Source organism: Burkholderia pulmonis (genome assembly GCF_984667975.1).
The window spans coordinates 3,269,146-3,287,843 of sequence record NZ_OZ480187.1; the positions used below are offsets into that span (position 1 = coordinate 3,269,146).

Here is an 18,698-nt window from a genome sequence, read left to right on the forward strand (position 1 = left end):
CGTCACTCCTGGCGGGCCAAATGCGCCGTACCAGCGCGCGACACGGTCTTGATGTTCGGCGGCGGTGCAGTGAGCAACACGATCACGAGTGTGGCCAGCAACGCGGCGGCCATCAGCAACAGAACAGACAACGCAGTCCGGCTCATTATCGCCACCACCACGTCGTCAGTCCGAGGTGCTGATCGATCGTGACCGGCGTACGCGACGGCGCACGCACGGTCGTGATCCCGCCTGCCGCCGTCACGCCCTTGCCGCCACTGAACGAACCGCCATCAATCACGCCGTCACCCGTCAACGTCACACTGCCGTTCGCCGAAAAGCCGCCACCGACGTCCATTGCGATGATCTCCGCCCACGTACTGCCGAAGAACGCCTTGAAGCCGCGGTCCTGGTTGATTGCCGAGTAGCCGGTCACGCCTTGTGCGTAGGTGACAGGAGCGTTAACCGTGATGTTTCCGGTCGCGAAGACGTTGCCGCCGACGTTGCGAGCGACCGTGCCAGCCTTGATGCCGACGTTGCCGCCCGCCTGAATGGTTCCGCCGTAAGGCGTGACGTTGCTCGAAGCGCTCGCGTGGCAGAAGATCCAGCAGCCGCGCGAATAGCTCGCCTGTCCGCTGAAAACGGCAGCGTTGGTGAAGGCGTTCTGAGCGGTGATGTTGACGTCGCTGTCGTTGGACTGGACGATCCCACCCGAATTCGTGAAATTGCCGCTCAAGATCGTCACTGGCCCGTGCACCGCGGCGATATAGGCGAGCTGGTTCGGGTTGGCGACGGCGCCGTAGTCAACGTTGAAGCCGCTGGTCGTGTGCGTGAAAAACAGGAAGCTGCCGCCTCGATCCGAATAGGCGGTCGGCTGACCGCCGTTCGTGCCGCTCGTGTGGTCGATCGTGTTCTGAACGTCGCCTGCGGCTGTCAGGCTCACTGCGCCGTTCGACAGGATGCGCGCATTGTCGTTGATGATGTTGCCGCCAGCAGTCAGCGAGGTCTGTCCGTTTGCGGCGAACATGATCCCGAGATTGGCGGCACTCGAGCGATTCGTGATGTCGCCGGCGGCGTTGAGGATCACGTCACCGCCCGTCGTGGTGCCGTCGCTCGCAGTCGTACCGGCCTGGATCAGGCTCCCGGTGTTGGCAATCGTGCCACTGCTGGTCAGCGTGACAGTATTGCCGGCGGTGAGCGTCGAGGGTCCGGAAGTGTCGTCCGACAACGCAATATTGCCGGCCTGAATCGTCGCGTTGTTCGCCGCGGTCACCTGCGCCCCCTGCAGCGACACGGTACCCGGCGTGGTGAGCGCGATGTCTCGTTCTGCCTTCAGCGAACCGTCCGCAATCGCGATGTCGCCACTCGTCGTGACAACGACATCGCCGGCGTTCGCGTAGATTTTGCCGAGGCTGTGGACGCCCGCGCCCTGGTCGGTGACGATCAGTTGGACGCGCCCCGCCGTCAGGCCGCCGGCTGAGGTAATGTCAACGGCAACCGCATTGCTCTTCGTCGCCGGAGACGTCATGCCGATCAGCCAGTCGTGGCCGTTGTCGGATGGGGAAAAGCTGGTGTCGTAGGTTGCGGTGCTGTCGCCGACGATCGCGCGAATGCCGCTCGTCGAGCTCGTGAAATCGTTGTTGATCGGGCCGTTGATGCTGAGTTGCTTTGCAATCAGGTCGAGGTTGACCAGCGTGCCGGAAAGACCACCCGGGCCGATCGCGATTCCGCCACGGTTGGTCGTCAGCACGACGTTGCGCTGTGTAACGCCCGGCGCCAGCGTGAGATCGTTGAAGCTCACCTGGCCAGTCGAAAGCACGACGTGACCGGTATTCGTGAAGCTCCCGCCGTCAACCGTCACGCCGTTCGGGTTCGCCAGGATCACGTTCGCGCGTGGGCCGAGCACGTTGATGTTGCCCTGGATCAGCGACGGGTTCGTGCTCGTGACCTGGTTGACGATCGTGCGTGCGTTGATGCCGACGTTGTTGAGATCGGCGCCGGCTTTCGAGACGTTGAACGATGAGTAGGTGTTGTTCGAGACGCCGCCGATTGAAGGCGCAATATTGACTGTCTGACGCCCGCTCGCGCCGCTCGACACCGTAGTTGCTGTGCCACCATCGGCAACAATGCCGGACGCACAGGCCGACGCCACAAGGTTAAGGTTAGCCCAAACCAGAATAAGGCCCGACGAAATATTATTGATTTTCATTTTATAAATAATATTTATATAGCCAGAAGCGTCCGACAAGCGGGAGTGCAAAAGCCACTACTGAAAAATAACTGGAAGATCGTGCCTTGCCGCGAGAGAGGCAAGATCACGAATCCTTCCTAACAAAAATTCTCCATCGACATCAACAAAAGACTCAAAAGCGCTCGCGGGAATGATTCCCAGTCGCTTCGCTATGTCCCCTTGCCAGTCAGACGAAAATTTAATCGGATCTTGCCCCTTCATACTTTCCACAATGCAATCCAGTTCCTTTTCGAGTGTTATGCATTCCTTCGCCGTCCACTCGCCATCGCAATCCGAGTGGGGAATAAAAACAGGAAACCGGCTGCCTGCAGCACCACCTTCAAGCTCACGAACAATATACTGTCTTAGATTGTCAAAATCAGCATATGGACCAACTTCGACACCGTCAATCTCATCGTCACCGTCAAAAATACAAAGATAAAGACCCATCAAAAATTCTCCCGCGTCACTCTTCGACCACAAAGCTTCATCAGATCAATCAATGATTGATCAAATTTGCAGGTCGCAGGCACTCGAATAACTAAGTGCGTCCCCTGGTCTACCGCACGAAATGCAAGCAGCCGGATCTGATACGTTGCCCGAAGCCGCGAAACATTCTTGATCAGGTACATCTTATTGAACACCACCGCGTCCGGCATCGCGCTTCGTGCAACTTGATGTTGCGTGTACTTATACTCCACAGCTCTCACCTATTTTGGCAATGGCTTAACCGTAACGCCCTAATTACTCAGATACTGTCTAAAAGTCGGATTGACGGGGCGACTCGTGTAAATTGTAAATGGGGTTCCGTTAACTACCGCGCCATACGTCTGCAATCTCAACTGATATGAAGACCCGAGTGAGCTCCCCCCTGGCTTGCCGCCCGTCTCATCCGGGTGCACACCGGAGTGCTTCAGTGCAGAGTTATTCAGGGCTTCATTCTGACCCGCGGTCATTGCGCCCTGAACGTTCTGGCCTGCGAGAGCAGCAAGGCCGCCACTGCCCGCCATGACAATGGATGCAAGCGCAGCGAGCCCACCTTCGTCGAGGTTGCCAGCCCCACCGAATTGACTGACCAGTGACGGCGCGATCATTGCGCTTACGGCCCCGCCAATCGTACCCCCGCCACATCCCTGCCCGGTTGCGGCGCCCAATGCCGCAACAGAACACCCGACGTGACCGCAAATCGCACCTCAAGTTGCTATAACCGGCCAAATCCCAAATCGCGTCGTGACAACGTATGACTCAAGCCCGTTTCGTTCCGGGATGATCTTCAAGTGCTTCCCATCTCCGAAGTTCAATGTCAGCGTCGACTCGTTGTCGAATTCAGCGCTTTCCACCGTGTGATTTAGGTATTCAAACAGGAGCAGACTGTCAGCAACCTGCTCTCCATGCCCTTGACGAACGCCCCCGAACTCGACGCACTGAAACGTGCACTGAACGAGTATGTGTGCTCCGCTTGCAAAGAGCAGTATCAACGAACCGATCCCAACAGTTACTCCTGTCAAGATTGTTGCGCAGAACTCCGCTAAATCTTTTTCCTCAATCATTTTCGTCCTCTCATCGCGTGGGCGGCATCGTGTTGGGCGGCAGCGGGATATGTGTCTGACCTCTCGGACCAGTTCCTCCTGTCGCGGGATTTATCGGCTGCCCGTTTTGGATGGAAACCCAATAGCCATTTTCAAGCCCAGGCACTGGCGTCGACCCGGGGGGCATCACTCGAATGTACGTGCTTCCGGGAGTACTGGGGTCCGTTCCCGGAGGGTAGTAAATGGTACTGCCTGGCGTCCTGCCAGGTTTACTGACCCAATCGGAAGGAATGACCGGACCCTGAGCGGGATTTGTTAGCGGCTGAAGGTTCGGTGGGACTTTGGGTCCACCCGTCGCCGTGTTTGCATCTCCGCCCGCCGCTCCCGCAACCGTCGAGGACGACCCTACTGTCACGGCTTCGGCATCTGTTCCACCACCTCCGCCCTGCTGCGCCTGATCGACCGGAGCGCCCTGCGGCGTCGGCGTCACGACAAGCTTCTCGCCTTCGTTTTGCTGCCCCGGCTTTTCCCAGTGCTCGGCGGTGTTGTTCAGCGCCTCGTTCTGCGCAGCCGTCGCGCCAGCCGTCGCATTCTGACCCGCAAGGCCGGCAAGACCACCACCGGCAAACGTAGCAACCGCTGCGAGCACTGCCAACTGCCCTTGATCAAGCGGTGCGTGCGTCGCATCAATCGTGCCCAGCACCAGCGGCGACAGCACCGCGCTCACCGCCCCACCAATCGCCCCCCCGCCACATCCCTGCCCGGTTGCGGCGCCGGCCGCACACCCCAGCGCCGCGTGCGCCAACCAATAACCGGGCGTTCCAACCTGAATCGGCGAGCCTTGAATGTTCGCTGCATTGCCAATCGAGTAAGCCGCTGCAGCTGCGACATCAGCTACAGCACTGTTGCGCAGATTCGTCAGGAAGCTGCCGCCCTGAATCGCCGTCTGCACCCCAGCCTGAATCGTCGCCTCGGCACCCAGCGCAAGCGCGGTTTGTCCGATCGACGTCGCGGTCGACGCGCCGGCCTGCGGAACGATGGCCCCGCCTACATTCTTCACACCCGCGAGCGCGGAAAGACTGTTGTCGCCAATCTGGCCGCCAAGTCCCGCCCAACCCACGCCGGCATCCGGCGAATAGGTGATGCCGTTCGTCAGACCCGCGGTAATCGCGCCGGTCGCACCGCCCTCGAGGGCCGCCGTGAGGCTGAACTGGCCAGTGCTCGCCTGCGAAATTGCGCTCGCGCTGAAGCCGCCAACCCCGGCCGAGATCATCGAGCCGCCGACCGTCGTTGCCATAACGCCTGGCATCATCGCGCTTGCGGCACCTGCCGTGATGAATGACGCCACAACAGCGGTGACAGCCATCCCGATCTGCTGGAACAGGCCAGGACTATCGGCCAGTGATTTGAAGCTCGTCTGCAGGTTGTCGCTGACGGTACTCTGCGTAAAATTCCCACCGAGCTGGCTCTTGAGCGCCTCGAGCTGATCCGCCGTCGCGCTCGCGTCGACTTGCCCGTTCGGGTCCAGCTTCTGAAGTGCGCCACCCACCTGATTCAGTCGATCGACGTTCAGGTCGTAATTGGCGGCCGACATGAAACCGCCTTGCTGCGTGACGGTCCCTGTCGTCGTCAGCAGCCCCATCACGTCCGGCATATACGTGTAGATCGTGCCGACGTCGGTCGACCGCTGCTGATTGGTCACCGTGCCGGCGTCGATCGACAACGTGTTGGTTGCGGTGATGGTTCCGGTGTTGGTAATCGAACCCTTGTTCGTCGCAACAAGCGAGACGTCCTGGCCCGTGATCGTGCCGTCGTGTTGGACTACCGCGTAGTTCTGCGGCAAATAGACCTGCGGCATCAGCGCGGTCACGGTCGGGCAGCTCGCCACACCTGTCGCGGTGCAGCCCGGCTGCGGCACGGTTTCCTCGACGTACCAGAGCATCGGCGCATCAAGCGACGCGATCTGCTGCGACGAAAGCGCGGTCCCGAGTGCGATGTTGTTCGCCTTCGCATACGCGATCGCGTTGCCGTACAACACGGACTTCTCTTGGTCCGTCACCGACTTCTGATTCTGATTGTCGAACGTCAAGCCGTTGATAAAGCTCGCCGTGCCCGTTTGTGCGAGTGCGGCCTGCTGAAGCAGTTGATCTTCACTGAACGGGTCGTAGTAGAACAGCGTCGAGCCGGGCCGCAAATTGGCTGGCAGGTTCGCGATCAGGTCGGACGGGCCGACACCGCCGATCACCTGCGACGCCGGATTGTTGATCAGATAGGTCGGATTGCTGTTCGACGTGGCGATGGTCTGGACGGTGCTGCCCTGCGGCGTAGTGGCCGACGGAACCGCCGGGTTATGCGGCGTACCAACAGTTTGGGATGTAATCGCCGTGGACGGACCGTTCGATACCGCGCCTGCCACGACCGACGACTGAATCAGCGAGTTCGCAACGGCGTTTGCGCCATTCTGCGCGGTGCTTGCGCTCGCCGGCACACCTACGGGACCGAGCGGAACGACTTGCTGCGAGGATGTCGGTTGCGGTGTATAGACGTTCGGGGACGTCAGGCCGTTGACGAGCGTTGCGCCTGTCACCGATACCTGCTGGCCCATCACGTTGCCGGAGTTCTGCACGGCACCGCCCGCCGTTACCGTCAGCGACGGCGCCTGAATCGTGCCGGGCAGGCTCTTGTACGGTGTCGGCGGCTGGATGCCCGCACCGGCCTGATACGCACTGCCGAACAGCGACGAGCAGGTACCGGAGCTCCCGCACCCGAAGTTGTCCGGCGGCAGTGAGCCGCCGACAATGCCGCCCCAGAATCCGTCATGCCAGTACGCGTTCAGCGTCTGGTCCTGGTTCGTGACGCTCGACGTAGCCGTGACCGTAGCCTGACCACCCGCCGTGATCAGGCTGCCCGTATTCGTCACGCTGCCCGCACCGATAAACAGGTTACGGTTAGCAGAAATCGTCGATGCATCGCCTGACTGCATGTCGACGAAGGCATCGCAATAGTGCTGAAACGCCCCGCTACAACCGTACTGCGCGGTCGTGCCGTAGTTCTGATAAACCTGCTGCGGCGCCGAAAGGGTGTTCGTCAGCGACGCGGTACTCATCGCGATGTCGCGACCGGCCTGTATGTTCCCAGAGGAATTCGTTACGCTGGCACCCTGAGTCAGGGTGGTTTGCGGGTTGTTCGGATCAGTGTTGTCTCGGCTCGTTCCGGTACCGCCAATCACCACATCGCGACCGGCCAGCAAATTCCCGTAGCTATTCGTGACCGTCGGCGCAGCAATGGTCAGATCGCGACCGGCGAAGACGGTATTGTTGGTCTGCGTGTAGCTGTAACTCTGCGTATTGATCTGGTCTGCATAGAGACCGATCGAATCGTTGTTCGGGCCGAACGTAGTAGAAGGCGTCCGGGTCAACGGCACGAACGGCATGGCGTCGCTGAATGCCTGTCCTGGCCGGTCGAAAGCGAAGCCGTAATAGGCGAGCGGCTGGCTATGCGATTCGTAACGATAGCCGCACTGCGACGCCGATACCCCCGCGACGCAACCGACCGTCGACGTCACGTTGCTGGTGTGATACCCCTGATTCGTGAAGTTGTTCGCGGTGATTGTCAGATCCTGACCGGCATAGAGATTGCCGGCGTTGGTCAGGCTCGATCCGGTGCCGGTCAGACTCAGGTTGTTCCCGGCCACGATCTGGCCGGCGTTCTGGCTTGTATAGGTGGTAATAGTCGACGTCTGCAGCGCGGGCGGACTGACTTGTCCGGGCGTAAAGCTCACAGCCACGCTGTCGGCGACGCCGGGAAGCGCCACGAGCTGGCCAGACTTGTACGCGGCCTGCAATTGCGTCAGAAACGCGGTGTACGCCGACGTGCTGATACCGTCGGTGATCGTCGTCACGGCCGCGTCACCGCCATTGTCGAGCGACGCGACGTTCAGTACGGCGTTGTTCCCTGCGGAAATCGTGCCGCCGTGATTGTTCAACGTCCCCGTCGTGAGCGACAGGTTCTGACCCGCGGCGATCACACCTGCCGTACCCGAGGTCTGCGTCGTCGTGGACGTTTGTGTAACGGCCGGGAGTGCAATACCGTACAGCGTTCCGCCGCTAACGTCCGGGGCGCTCATCGAGGTCGCGCTCGACGGCTGCAAGTCGCCCACGCGTGCGGTAATCGTTGACGAATAACTGAAAGTTGTCCCACTGTCGATGTTGGTGATGACCGACGAAGTGAGCGTCTCCGTGCCAATCGGCGAAGCCAGCAGCGCAGCGCTGAGACCCGCGTCGTTCACGGTGGTGGTGGATGTCGACGTGTTTGTCGTACTGCCACCTGCGCGGCTGTTGTTGACGTTCGCCGCGTTGATCGTGACGTCGTTCTGGGCGGACATTGTGCCGCCGACGTTCACGAGGTCGCCGGACAATGACGCATTCAGATCGCGGCCTGCCTTCGTCAACGCGCCCGTGTTGTCGTAACTGCTACCCGACAAGTTGACGTCACGCACGGCGCTGACCGTTCCCGCGTTCGTGACGACACCTGCGAGGTTCACGTCCTGATTCGCCGTGATCGTGCCGCCGGACTGGTTGTCGACCGTACCCGACAAGTTCACGTTGTTGCCGGACGAGATCGTCCCGCTGTTGGTCAACGTGCCGTTCGTCGACAGCGTAATATCGCCTGCCTTGCTGATCGTTCCGGTGTTCGTCAGGCCCTGCGCGGCGTTCAGCGCGACGCTGTTGCCCGGCATCGCCCACGTGCCCGAATTATTGATCTGTTGCGCGTTGATCGTCAGCGCATTGCCGAGATTGATCGTCCCGGCCGATGCGGCCGACGGATCGAATGCCTGATTCGGCAGATTCAGCGTCAGGTCATGCTGGGCGAGAATTTGGCCGGCAGTATTGTCATACGTCCCGTTGCCGCCATTTACCGTGAGGGTCACGTCGCCGGTCGGCGCCGTCTTGTTGTTGACGTCGCCCGCGAAGATCATCCCGTTGCGGTTGCTCAACGCGTTCGTCGTCAGATTGAGTGCATTCGTCGCGAGCAACGAACCGGAGTTCGTGGTCGTGCCGGACACCGTCAGGCCAGTCGTCGCGCCGTAAATCGACCCACTGTTCGTCAAATTCGCCGCATTCACGGTGCTCGTACCGAGCGACGACAACGTACCGGTGTTGCTGACGTTGGAGCCTGAGACGGTCAGGTTAGCCCCCGACAGTTGCGTACCGACGTTCGTCACCGTCCCGCCGGCCAGGGCGGCGCCGCCCTTGAACGCCGCCGTACCACCCGTGGTGACGCTCTGCGTACCGGTGATCGCCGTCGTGCCACCAACCACCGCGTTCGCCGTCGTGACATTGGCCCCAGACAGCGACGCATTACCCCCGACCGACAGCGCCGGCGCGTTTGCGTCGAACGTGGCGTTGAGCTGTCCGGCGGACGTATCGAGATTGTTGCTTGCCGTCGCCGTCAAATTGCCGCCGACTGCGACGCCTTGCGTGGCGATGTTCCCGGCCGTCAGCGATGCATCCTTCGATACGGTCGTCTGGCCGTTGAGCGACATGGACTGACCCGCGCTCAACGTCGCGTTGCCGCCAGTGGACACCGGACCGCCAGCGGTCAAGTTACCGCTTTTCGCCGTCACGGCGAGGTCGCCAAGGCTCTTGACGCTGCCCTGCGCGTTCACGTCTGTGCCGGCCGTGATCGTGGTCGTGCCGCCGGACAATGCATTACCGGTCAGCGTCGCGCTGCCATTCGTTGCAGTCAACGTGCTCTTGCCGACGGCCGTGGCACCGCCGACCGCAAGGTTCTGTCCGGCCGTTGCGGTCAGATTGTTGCCCGTCTGGACCGCACCCGATACGGCGATGTTATTGCCGGCGTTGAGCGTCGTGTCGTTCGCCACGTTCACGGCGCCCGATCCGGTGATATCGCGCCCTGCCGTGACGCTCGCGTTGCCCGCGTTGTCGACTTCGACGCCACCGTTCAGGTTCACGTCACGCGTGGCGGCGATCGTCGCGGTTTGGCCGCTATGAAGCGTTCCGGCAATCGTCGCATCCTGCCCGGCGTTGATATTGACCGTGCCCGGCGTGGACACCGCACCCGCGACCGACACACTGCCCGCGCTCGATCCGATCGTTGCGTTGCCACCGCTGTAGACCGTGCCGCCCAAGTTGACGCCTTGCTGGCCAGTCGCATTCAACGCGCCGAGTGTCACGACGTCGCCAGTGGTGGTCAGAGAGCCACCGTTGGCCTCGAGAGTCATGTTACCGATCGACCCGGCCGTGCCCTGGACACTGGTGTTGCCGCCCGAGCTCACGCTCAGATTCCCGCCGCTCGTCACGTTTCCGCCAAGCGTCGTATCCTGACCTGCCTGAATCGTCACGGCTCCCGGCGCCGACACCGTACCGCCGAAATTGGCGTTCGTGCCGGCTGTCGCGCTGACCGTGCTGCCGCTCTGCACCGCGCCGTTCAACGCGATGGCCTGGCCGGCATTCAGGGCGACTGCGCCTTGCGACGAGGTGACATTGCCTTGCCCCGTGATCGAGCCGCTTTGTGCAGCGATCGTCACCGGCCCCAGTGCCTGCACCGTGCCGCCGATCGCGGCGTTCTGGCCAGCCGTGACGGTGGCCGTGCCATTGGATTGCAGGTTGCCGTTGACCGCGGCCGAGCCCGTCGTTGCCGTCACGCTCGTGTCGCCTACCGAAGACACCGCCCCGTTGACGGTCGCATTGCGCGCACCGGCGAGCGCCACCGTGCTGCCCCCCTGAACCGCGCCGTTGACCGTGAGATCCCGACCGGCCTTCGCCGATACCGTTCCGGGTGCGCTCAGGCCGCCGACCGTGAGATCACCATTCGTCGTCTGCAGCGCGATATCGTGTGCCGACAGCGAGTCGATCGTCATCGACTGCCCCGCCGTGAGGTTAGCCGCGCCGTTCGCCGCGACAGATGCGGCATTCAGATTGCCGCCGGCCGTCATCGTGACGTTCTGCCCGGCCGACACCGCGCCCGGCGCGTTGATGTCGCCGTTCGCCGCAACCGTATAGTTCTGGTTCGCCAGGCCGGTCCCGCTGATCGTCGTGTTGCCCGCGCTAGTCAGCGCGACGTTTTGGTTCGCGAACGTTTGCCCGACGGACACATCGCCATTCGCATTGACGACCACGTTGCCCGCCGTTGCCGACAGCGGGCCCTGCGTGTTCACGCCCATCCCGGCCGCCGTCGACACGATATAGACAGTACCCGACGTGACCGAGCCATATTGGCTCGCATCCACCGCGACGCTCTTGCCGATCGCCGCGGCCGTATTGGCCGTTCCGTTCCCCGCCGTGCCATACGTAATACCTGTCGCATCCGACGACGTCGGCGTCACCAGCTGGTTGCCGGTCACCACGTTCACTCGTTGATCAGCTCTCAACGGCGCGTTGACGGTGACGCTTTGGCCAATCAGGTCGAGGTTGCCAACTGTTCCTTCCACCCCCGCGCCTGGCGTCCCGTTATTACCTGCCGGCCCATTGATCGTGATGGCGCCCGACATAACGTTGTACGCGACCGCGCCTGCGTGCGTAAAATCGGTTGCCGTGCCGCCAACGCCAGTGAGAAATTGCGGCGTGCCGGTCGTCAGCGTCAGATTCGTGACGTTCGTCAGGCTCAAACCGTTTACGCTGACGCCATTTGGCGAGGCCACGACCACGGCCGCGGGTACCCCAAAGACCTCGAGCGGCCCGTATAGTTGGGCTGCTGGCCCCGTCGAGGTCACCTGGTTGATGATCAGCGAGGCCGACCGGCCGTTCAAATTCGGGTTCGCGCCCAGCGTCCCGCCGAGCAAAGGCGTTCCTGCGACGGTGCTGTTATTCAGCACCAATCCTTGAGAATCAACTCCAAACGATTGATATTGATTCAAACTCACGCCATTTGAATTCGGCGCGGCGATATTCACTGCGGGTACACCTGAGCTTGTCTGCGTAATGGTTGGCTGGAATGGAATCGGCGCGCGCGGATCGATGATCGGCGCAGCATGCGCGACTTCGTCGGCAAGAAATACAGCGGGTGCGAAGTAAGTGACGGCGACCATCACGATTGCCGTGACGCGCATCCATAGCGGTCGTGCCGCGCTATCCGAATGGGATAGCGCAGAAAAATGGTGATTCATCCAGCCTTGCCGATGCGCCATATCGCGCAGAACGTGGCGAGCCGCCAGCGTTCGTCGTAGGGTCTCTACTCGCATTTTTCTTCTGGATTGGTGTTCTTGGTATCTTCCTGTCGGACAGCCCGGAATCTCGGAAGTCTGCCGAATGAGAACTTTGGCTCGAAGTTAGCATGACGAATCGTGGCGCGACGCAACCCTGACAAGATTTGACGTTTGTTGATTAATTGAAAGCAAAACTAAATAAATTTACAGTCATTCAAAATCACACCATTTCATTAATTTTCAAAGCCAAAACTTCATGAACGGTGGAGCCGGGCAAGGGAACGATTTCGCTCAATGAGCGCGCGCCGTGGTGAGCGCCGTCAATACGACAACAATGAGACGGCGAGCTTGATCAAACATTGCGCCAACGTTCCATGTAGGCAAATATGTTTCGATCCTTTCGCACAAGTCGAGACACGACACATCCTTCACATACGGGATGCAGTCAATTCTTCAAAGACAACTCACTGACACTTCGGACATCTTTTCCGAGACGCAACTGTGAGCTCTCAGAAAAGGCGTCTTTGGGAATGACACGACCCTGCCGAGGTTCCTCGACGGAATTTGGCAACAAGCAGCGCCATGGACAGGCCTGCATCAGTTGGCGTTGCCGGGTGGGCGCCTGGCACTCGATCAATTGATACCGTGAGCCCGGGTAGGAAATTTGATTTGATCGGCATGCGAACCGCTCACGTTCAATCAGCTCGCTCGAAGGGGCACAGTTCTCTAACTAGCTGTCTCAGCCATTCGCTCCCCGGCTCCCGATCTTCACGGGAATGCCATACCATTGCGATCGGATTAGCGGACAATGAAATCGGAACGGGACAGGTCGAAAGACCAAAACGATCCGCATACCGATGTGCAATGCGTGATGGCAAGGTCGTGAGAACAGGGGTGTCCGCTGCCATCATGAGCACTGCGAGAAAATTGGGGCCGGCGGAAACTATATTGAGTTCGACGCGCGCACCGCGCAATGCATCTTCGAGACAACCCAATATCGTATTTCGCATTGATACAACTACGTGCGGCGTTTCGATATAGGTTTTTTCGTCAATCGGTGTTTTGATCGGAAGCAGATCAGGATTGAAACAACAGGTCAGTGTTTCATTAAATAGCTCGTGTCGTCGTATCCAGGGATGGGTGCTTTCGTAGCAACCGATAGCTAGATTCAGTTCACCACGATCAAGCATGTCGGGCATGTCCTGCGGATCGACCGAGCGCGCCAGCAACGTCATGCCTTGAGCGTCGGTCCGGAAGCGGGCAACGATATCCGGCAGGAGCAGCGATTCGATTCCGTTTGTCATTGCAACGCGGAAGTCTCGCCGCGCGTTCGACGGATCGAACGACGCTTCCGTTTTCAATGCTTCCTGCAACTGCAGCAATGAACTCCGAACCGGATCCTGCAACGATAACGCTCGCGGGGTCGGCTGCAATGTCCGCCCGACTCTGACGAACAGTTCGTCTCTGAGCAGCAGACGCAACGTGGACAGCGAGTGGCTCATCGCCGGTTGCTGGATCCGTAGTTTTGCGGCTGCGCGCGTCACGCTGCGTTCCTGCATCAGCGCATCGAACGCGATCAACAGATTCATGTCGAACGAGCGCAGATCGAAATGATCGATAGTTTCCATGCCTGGTATCGATTGGATGTATTGGCGTAGCCTGAGTATAGTGGATTCGTTCAGCCATCACTATGAGAGTCAGATGAGCGTCGATATCTCAACAATTGCAGCACCCCGATTTCACGTGGGTGATATGGAAATCACACGTATCACCGAAATTTCATTCGAATTTCCGGTGACTTTTCTGTTTCCGGAATGGCAGGACAACCTGACTGAAGCAAAGCTCCAAAGTCTGCACGAAGGTGTTTTAACGCCTGATCGCAGAAGTGTGATCGTCTATGTGAACTCCTGGGTCGTCCGAACACCAGATCTGTTGTTCATCGTCGATACCGGAATCGGAGATGGTCGAGTACGTCACATCGAAGCATTCAACAACCTTAATACCGGATACCTCGAACGAATGAAGATTAACGGCATCGATCCGCATGCCGTCGATTTTGTATTTTGTACTCATCTTCATAGCGATCACGTTGGCTGGAACACACATCTATCCGGCGGAGTCTGGGTTCCGACGTTTCCGTCCGCGCGTTATCTCTGGTCTCGCGGCGAGCATGACTGGGCTGCCGGAGATACTTTCAGGAATGTCGTCTCTCCTGGCGTCTACGAGGACAGCGTGCGTCCGATTGTCGATGCGGGTCTTGTCGATGTTGTTCCCGACGCTGGTGCAGAAGTGATCGAAGGCGTGATGTTTCACCCCACGCCCGGGCACACTCCCGGCCATATGTCGATCAGCATCCGGTCAGGTGGAGGCGAAGCATTTTTCAGTGGCGACGTCATTCACAACCCGATTCAGATTTACCGACCGGAATGGAACTCCGCCTTCTGCGAGAACCAGGATGCGGCACGCAAGTCGAGGCACTGGATGCTCGAATATACGGCTGAATCTGGTGCACTGGTTTTGCCTGCGCACTTTGGCGCGAATTCAGCAGGTTACGTGAAGCGGGAGTCGAACAACTTCCGCTGGATCTTCGCTTGAACTATCGGGACTATTCCATTGACTCAACCACACCTTTCACCTTCCGTCCGATCGGGAGAAATAGTTTTCACTTCCGGTCAACTCGCATTCGATGCTGAAGGGCATATCGAGGGAGACGTGGTGCATCAGACTCGCGTCATACTGCAACGCATTGCATCGCTGCTCGCACCTTCGAGCCTTGGCTTGACGGACATCGGTAAAACCACGGTCTGGCTTCGCCGTGCGTCAGATTTCGAAGCGTTCAACGCCGCATACGCGAGCGTGTTCGGGACACATCGACCGGCGCGATCAACGGTGGTATGTGGATTGACCGTCCCCGAGGCACTTGTCGAGATCGAGGCGGTGGCATGGTCGGGAGGTAGCGCATGAGTCACGTTCCGCTGGACCCGGGCGCGGCACGCGTTGTTGCGCTCGCGCGCGAAAGTGGGGCTTCGGGCCCGGAAGCCGGGTCCCCCGAGCAGGCGCGCGCTGCATTTCGCAAAAGTCGCAAAGCGCTTGCGTCGCAGCCGGTTCAGGTTTCCTCGGTTCGGGATCTCGAAGTCGTGCACTCCGACAGAAAATTCGGACTCCGCTGTTATCGCGGGTGGGGAACGGACGACGGATCCCGGCTTCCTTGCCTGCTCTTCTTCCATTCCGGCGGCTGGGTGTCCGGGGATCTCGACACCCATGACAACGCCTGCCGAGCGATAGCCAGCACGGCGCGCATCTCGGTGATGGCGGTCGATTATCGACTCGCTCCCGAGCATCCGTTTCCGGCGGCAATCGAAGACGCGCAAGCTGCGTACGCTTACATTCTTGAACACGCGGCGTCATTGAACATCGATGCGACAAAGATCGCCGTGGGTGGCGACAGTGCGGGTGGCAACCTCGCGGCGGTTCTCACACACCTGTTGCGCGACGCGGGCGGGCATCAGCCGATCGCGCAGGTACTGCTCTATCCGGCCACCGACTTCGCGGCGAATACAGCGTCACTCGAGCAGTTCTCGCTTGGACCGACGTTGACAAAAGCAAGTCTCGATTGGTTCGCAGATCAATATTTGCCGGTAGGCGAAGATCGCCTCGACTGGAAAGCGTCACCGCTCAGGGCGCCCACTTTTTCCAACTTGCCGGCAGCGTATGTCGTGACTTGTGGCCATGATCCGCTGTGTGACGAAGGCGCCGCCTATTCTGCTCGACTTCGCGATGCGGGTGTCCCGGTTCGTCACCAGCACTATCCAGGTCAGATACACGGCTTTCTGACGATGGGTGGCCTGATTCCCGAGTCAACGGTTCTGATTGGCGAGGTCGCAGTCTTTCTTGACCAGGTATTCAGCAGATTTCGCGAAGCGTAGGCACCGCCGCTAGTACTCGCTATCTCGTGTCGAGAAAGATCGAACTCGCAAGATCGTGCGCCGACTCTCGCCGCAAAATTTCACCCCACTGCACCGACAACCTGCAGTGACGGCAGCCCCGGGACCTTGGACACGCATCGGGGGGCGAAACTGCTGCGCTCACTGTCTTTAGACTGCGGACATCTTTTCCGAGAGACAACAACAACCGTCAACCAGCGCTTCCGCCCCACTCCCCCCGTACCGGTATTCGTCAAACCAACTGTACCGGTACTGTACAGACAACCGTCGCTAAACTGATCTCCATCCCAGCCTAGAACCGAACGGAGAATCCGCGATGGAATTCCTCACCCTCAGCGCATTGCCCGCCGGCATGCTGTTCGCGCTCGTCACGTCGATCACGCCCGGCCCGAACAACACGATGCTGCTCGCATCCGGCGTCAATTTCGGCTTCCGCCGCACGATGCCGCACCTGTTCGGCATCAGCATCGGCGTCGCGATCCTGATGCTCTGCGTCGGCTTCGGCCTCGGCGAAGCGTTCAAGCGCCTGCCGCTGCTGTACACGATCCTCGAAGCCGCGAGCGTCGCGTACCTGCTGTATCTCGCATGGCGCATCGGCACGTCGGGCGAAGTGAAGGCGCACGGCGCCAAGCCGCGGCCGATGACGTTCGTCGAAGCCGCCGCGTTCCAGTGGGTCAACCCGAAAGCCTGGATGATGGTGCTGACCGCCGCGACGACGGTCCGGCTGTCCGCCGACTACGGGATGAACGCCGCGTGGATGTCCGTCGTGTTCATCCTGATCGGCTTCCCGTGCATCTGTCTGTGGGCCGCGTTCGGCCTCGGCCTGCGCCGCTTCCTGTCGAACCGCCGCGCACTGCGCATCTTCAACGTGACGATGGCCGTGCTGCTGATCCTGTCGCTGTATCCGCTCATCGCGCACCTGCTGCCGCAGTGAGCGCTCACAGCGCGCCCGTTGAGATTCACGCCTGGCAGGCGTACCCTTTTGGTACGGGCGCGTGCAACCGCTTCGCCGGTTGCGCCGCTGCTGCCGGGAGAGTGCCGATGAAGTCACTGCTGAGGACGGGCGAACACATCGAGGGGATGCACTGGATCGCCGAGTATCACCCGCTCACGCACGACATCCGCGTGCTGCGCGAGAACATCGAAGTCGGCACTTACTGCGCGCCGCCGACGCTGTTCGGCGATGAGGACGAGATGGGCGCCGCGAACCTCGCCGATCATCGCGGCCGGGAGGCCGCGCTGCGCGCGTATCTGCGCAACTTCGTCAAGGAACACGACGCGGAAGAATAGCGGCCCGAACGGTGCCGCTCAAAAAAGGGGCCGGCGCAATGCACCGGCCCGCACGCCGCTCAATGCCCGAGCGACTCGATCTTGCCCGCCGGCTGCACGACACCATGCGGCCGCGCCGTCTGCTTGATCAGCAACGCGACGCACGCCAGCACGCCCGCGACGGCGATCGTCGCGAACACCCCCGCGAACGAGAAGTGCCGACGCGTCAGTTCGGCGACGAGGAACGAACCCGCGATCCCGCCGAAACGGCCGACGCCGAGCATCCACGCGACGCCCGTGCCGCGCCCTTCCGTCGGATAGAACGCGGCGGCCAGCGCCGGCATCGACGATTGCGCGGTGTTCATCAGCACGCCGGCCACGAACACGACCAGCACGAGCAGCCCGACGTTGCCGGCCGCCTGCCCGATCGCATACACGCTCACCGCCGTCAGCGCGTAGCACACGGCGATCACGCGGTTCGCGTTGAAGCGGTCCATCAGCACGCCGCACAGCACGGCGCCTACGCCGCCGAGCGGGAACAGCGCCGAGATCAGCGTCGCGCTCTTCGGCGTCAGGCCCGCATCCTTCAGCAGGATCGGCATCCAGTTGATCGATGCGTAGAAGATCACGAGGCCCATGAAGTACGCGAGCCACAGCATCACCGAGCCGACGATGTACGAGCGCGACAGCACCACGCCGAGGCCCTTGCTGCCCGTCTGCGGCGCCACTTCGGTCATCGCGAACGAGCCGGCGTTCAGCGCGTCGCGCGAGATGCGCGCGAGCGTCGCGCGGATCCTGTCGACGTGCTGGCCGCTCGCGACCATGAAACGCACCGATTCCGGCATCTTCAGCAACAACAGCACGCCGAGCAGCAGCGGCGTCACGCCGCCGAGCATCAGCACGCTGCGCCAGCCGAAATGCGGAATCATCCACGCGGCCAGGAAACCGCCGAACGCGGCGCCGAGCGGGAAGCCGCAGAACATCAGGTTGATCACGGTCGCGCGGCGCTTGTCCGGACAGAACTCGCCCATCATCGTGACCGCGTTCGGCATCGCCGCGCCGAGCCCGACGCCGGTGATGAAGCGCAGGATCGTCAGGTGCCCGATCGTGTTCGAGAAGGCGGACATCAGGCACGCGACGCCGAACAGGAACACCGAGCCGAGCAGCAGCGAGCGGCGCCCGAGCCGGTCGGACAGCGGGCCCGACACGAGCGCGCCGCACGCGAGGCCGAACAGCGCGGCGCTCAGCACGGGTGCGAGATCGGGCTTGGTCAGGTTCCATTCGCCGAGCAGCGACGGTGCGATGAAGCCGATCGCGGCCGTATCGAAGCCGTCGAGCAGCACGATCACGAAACACATGAGGAACACGAGCCATTGAAAGCCGCCGAACGGCTGCTCGTTGATGAAGGTCTGGACATCGACCACGGGTGCGCGATTCATCGCGAGTCTCCTGATATAAGTAGCGCGGCCTGGTAGCCGCGCCTTTCCTTGTTCACGCACCGGCCATCCGGTACGCCGCGCGCCGATTCACTGCCGGCGCGTTTTTTCATCGTCGACGGCCCGCCAGACACCCGCGGGCCG

Annotated in this window: 11 protein-coding genes; 5 read left to right on the top strand and 6 right to left on the bottom strand. The window is 60.9% G+C overall.

Annotation, left to right across the window (positions count from 1 at the left end; translation table 11 throughout):
• Positions 1-2: 2 nt before the first annotated feature.
• The 5 genes from AC5LXK_RS31450 to AC5LXK_RS31470 all read right to left on the bottom strand — a co-directional run bounded on the left by AC5LXK_RS31450 (position 3) and on the right by AC5LXK_RS31470 (position 13,533).
• A complete protein-coding gene (locus AC5LXK_RS31450) occupies positions 3-146 on the bottom strand; it encodes a hypothetical protein (protein WP_493392545.1) in 144 nt (47 codons plus the stop codon).
• On the bottom strand, positions 146-2,188 hold the full coding sequence (locus tag AC5LXK_RS31455; protein WP_493392546.1) for a two-partner secretion domain-containing protein: 2,043 nt from the start codon (positions 2,186-2,188) through the stop codon (positions 146-148). Before AC5LXK_RS31455 ends, AC5LXK_RS31450 begins: the two co-directional genes overlap by 1 nt.
• 57 nt (positions 2,189-2,245) lie before the next feature.
• Positions 2,246-2,659 (bottom strand): Imm70 family immunity protein, encoded by a 414-nt coding sequence (locus AC5LXK_RS31460; protein WP_493392547.1) that lies wholly within the window; start codon positions 2,657-2,659, stop codon positions 2,246-2,248.
• Positions 2,660-3,769: 1,110 nt separating this feature from the next.
• The gene (locus tag AC5LXK_RS31465) at positions 3,770-11,866 is read right to left on the bottom strand and encodes a two-partner secretion domain-containing protein (RefSeq protein ID WP_493392548.1); all 8,097 of its coding nucleotides are present in this window, start codon (positions 11,864-11,866) and stop codon (positions 3,770-3,772) included.
• Positions 11,867-12,600: 734 nt separating this feature from the next.
• The gene (locus tag AC5LXK_RS31470) at positions 12,601-13,533 is read right to left on the bottom strand and encodes a LysR family transcriptional regulator (protein ID WP_493392549.1); all 933 of its coding nucleotides are present in this window, start codon (positions 13,531-13,533) and stop codon (positions 12,601-12,603) included.
• Between the two features lie 73 nt (positions 13,534-13,606).
• Here AC5LXK_RS31470 and AC5LXK_RS31475 point away from each other — a divergent pair, with 73 nt between their 5' ends.
• From AC5LXK_RS31475 to AC5LXK_RS31495, 5 genes are all read left to right on the top strand, one after another.
• Complete coding sequence (locus AC5LXK_RS31475; RefSeq protein ID WP_493392550.1) at positions 13,607-14,500, top strand: MBL fold metallo-hydrolase; 894 nt, start codon at positions 13,607-13,609, stop codon at positions 14,498-14,500.
• Positions 14,501-14,518: 18 nt separating this feature from the next.
• Positions 14,519-14,869, top strand: a complete 351-nt coding sequence (locus AC5LXK_RS31480; protein WP_493392551.1) for a RidA family protein — start codon at positions 14,519-14,521, stop codon at positions 14,867-14,869.
• Complete coding sequence (locus tag AC5LXK_RS31485; RefSeq protein ID WP_493392552.1) at positions 14,866-15,831, top strand: alpha/beta hydrolase; 966 nt, start codon at positions 14,866-14,868, stop codon at positions 15,829-15,831. Before AC5LXK_RS31480 ends, AC5LXK_RS31485 begins: the two co-directional genes overlap by 4 nt.
• A gap of 334 nt (positions 15,832-16,165) precedes the next feature.
• Entirely contained in the window at positions 16,166-16,783 is a 618-nt protein-coding gene (locus tag AC5LXK_RS31490; RefSeq protein WP_493385623.1) for a LysE family translocator, read from the top strand.
• Between the two features lie 107 nt (positions 16,784-16,890).
• The gene (locus tag AC5LXK_RS31495; RefSeq protein ID WP_493392553.1) at positions 16,891-17,139 is read left to right on the top strand and encodes a hypothetical protein; all 249 of its coding nucleotides are present in this window, start codon (positions 16,891-16,893) and stop codon (positions 17,137-17,139) included.
• A 59-nt stretch (positions 17,140-17,198) separates the two neighbouring features.
• On the opposite strand, the gene AC5LXK_RS31500 is transcribed toward AC5LXK_RS31495, so the two are convergent.
• The gene (locus AC5LXK_RS31500; RefSeq protein ID WP_493392554.1) at positions 17,199-18,557 is read right to left on the bottom strand and encodes an MFS transporter; all 1,359 of its coding nucleotides are present in this window, start codon (positions 18,555-18,557) and stop codon (positions 17,199-17,201) included.
• Positions 18,558-18,698: the final 141 nt, after the last annotated feature.

Coding starts and splice junctions, on each gene's coding strand:
- AC5LXK_RS31470 (WP_493392549.1), bottom strand. CDS start 13,533: ATGGAAACTATCGATCATTTCGATCTGCGCTCGTTCGACATGAATCTG.
- AC5LXK_RS31490 (WP_493385623.1), top strand. CDS start 16,166: ATGGAATTCCTCACCCTCAGCGCATTGCCCGCCGGCATGCTGTTCGCG.
- AC5LXK_RS31475 (WP_493392550.1), top strand. CDS start 13,607: ATGAGCGTCGATATCTCAACAATTGCAGCACCCCGATTTCACGTGGGT.
- AC5LXK_RS31450 (WP_493392545.1), bottom strand. CDS start 146: ATGAGCCGGACTGCGTTGTCTGTTCTGTTGCTGATGGCCGCCGCGTTG.
- AC5LXK_RS31465 (WP_493392548.1), bottom strand. CDS start 11,866: ATGAATCACCATTTTTCTGCGCTATCCCATTCGGATAGCGCGGCACGA.
- AC5LXK_RS31455 (WP_493392546.1), bottom strand. CDS start 2,188: ATGAAAATCAATAATATTTCGTCGGGCCTTATTCTGGTTTGGGCTAAC.
- AC5LXK_RS31500 (WP_493392554.1), bottom strand. CDS start 18,557: ATGAATCGCGCACCCGTGGTCGATGTCCAGACCTTCATCAACGAGCAG.
- AC5LXK_RS31460 (WP_493392547.1), bottom strand. CDS start 2,659: ATGGGTCTTTATCTTTGTATTTTTGACGGTGACGATGAGATTGACGGT.
- AC5LXK_RS31495 (WP_493392553.1), top strand. CDS start 16,891: ATGAAGTCACTGCTGAGGACGGGCGAACACATCGAGGGGATGCACTGG.
- AC5LXK_RS31485 (WP_493392552.1), top strand. CDS start 14,866: ATGAGTCACGTTCCGCTGGACCCGGGCGCGGCACGCGTTGTTGCGCTC.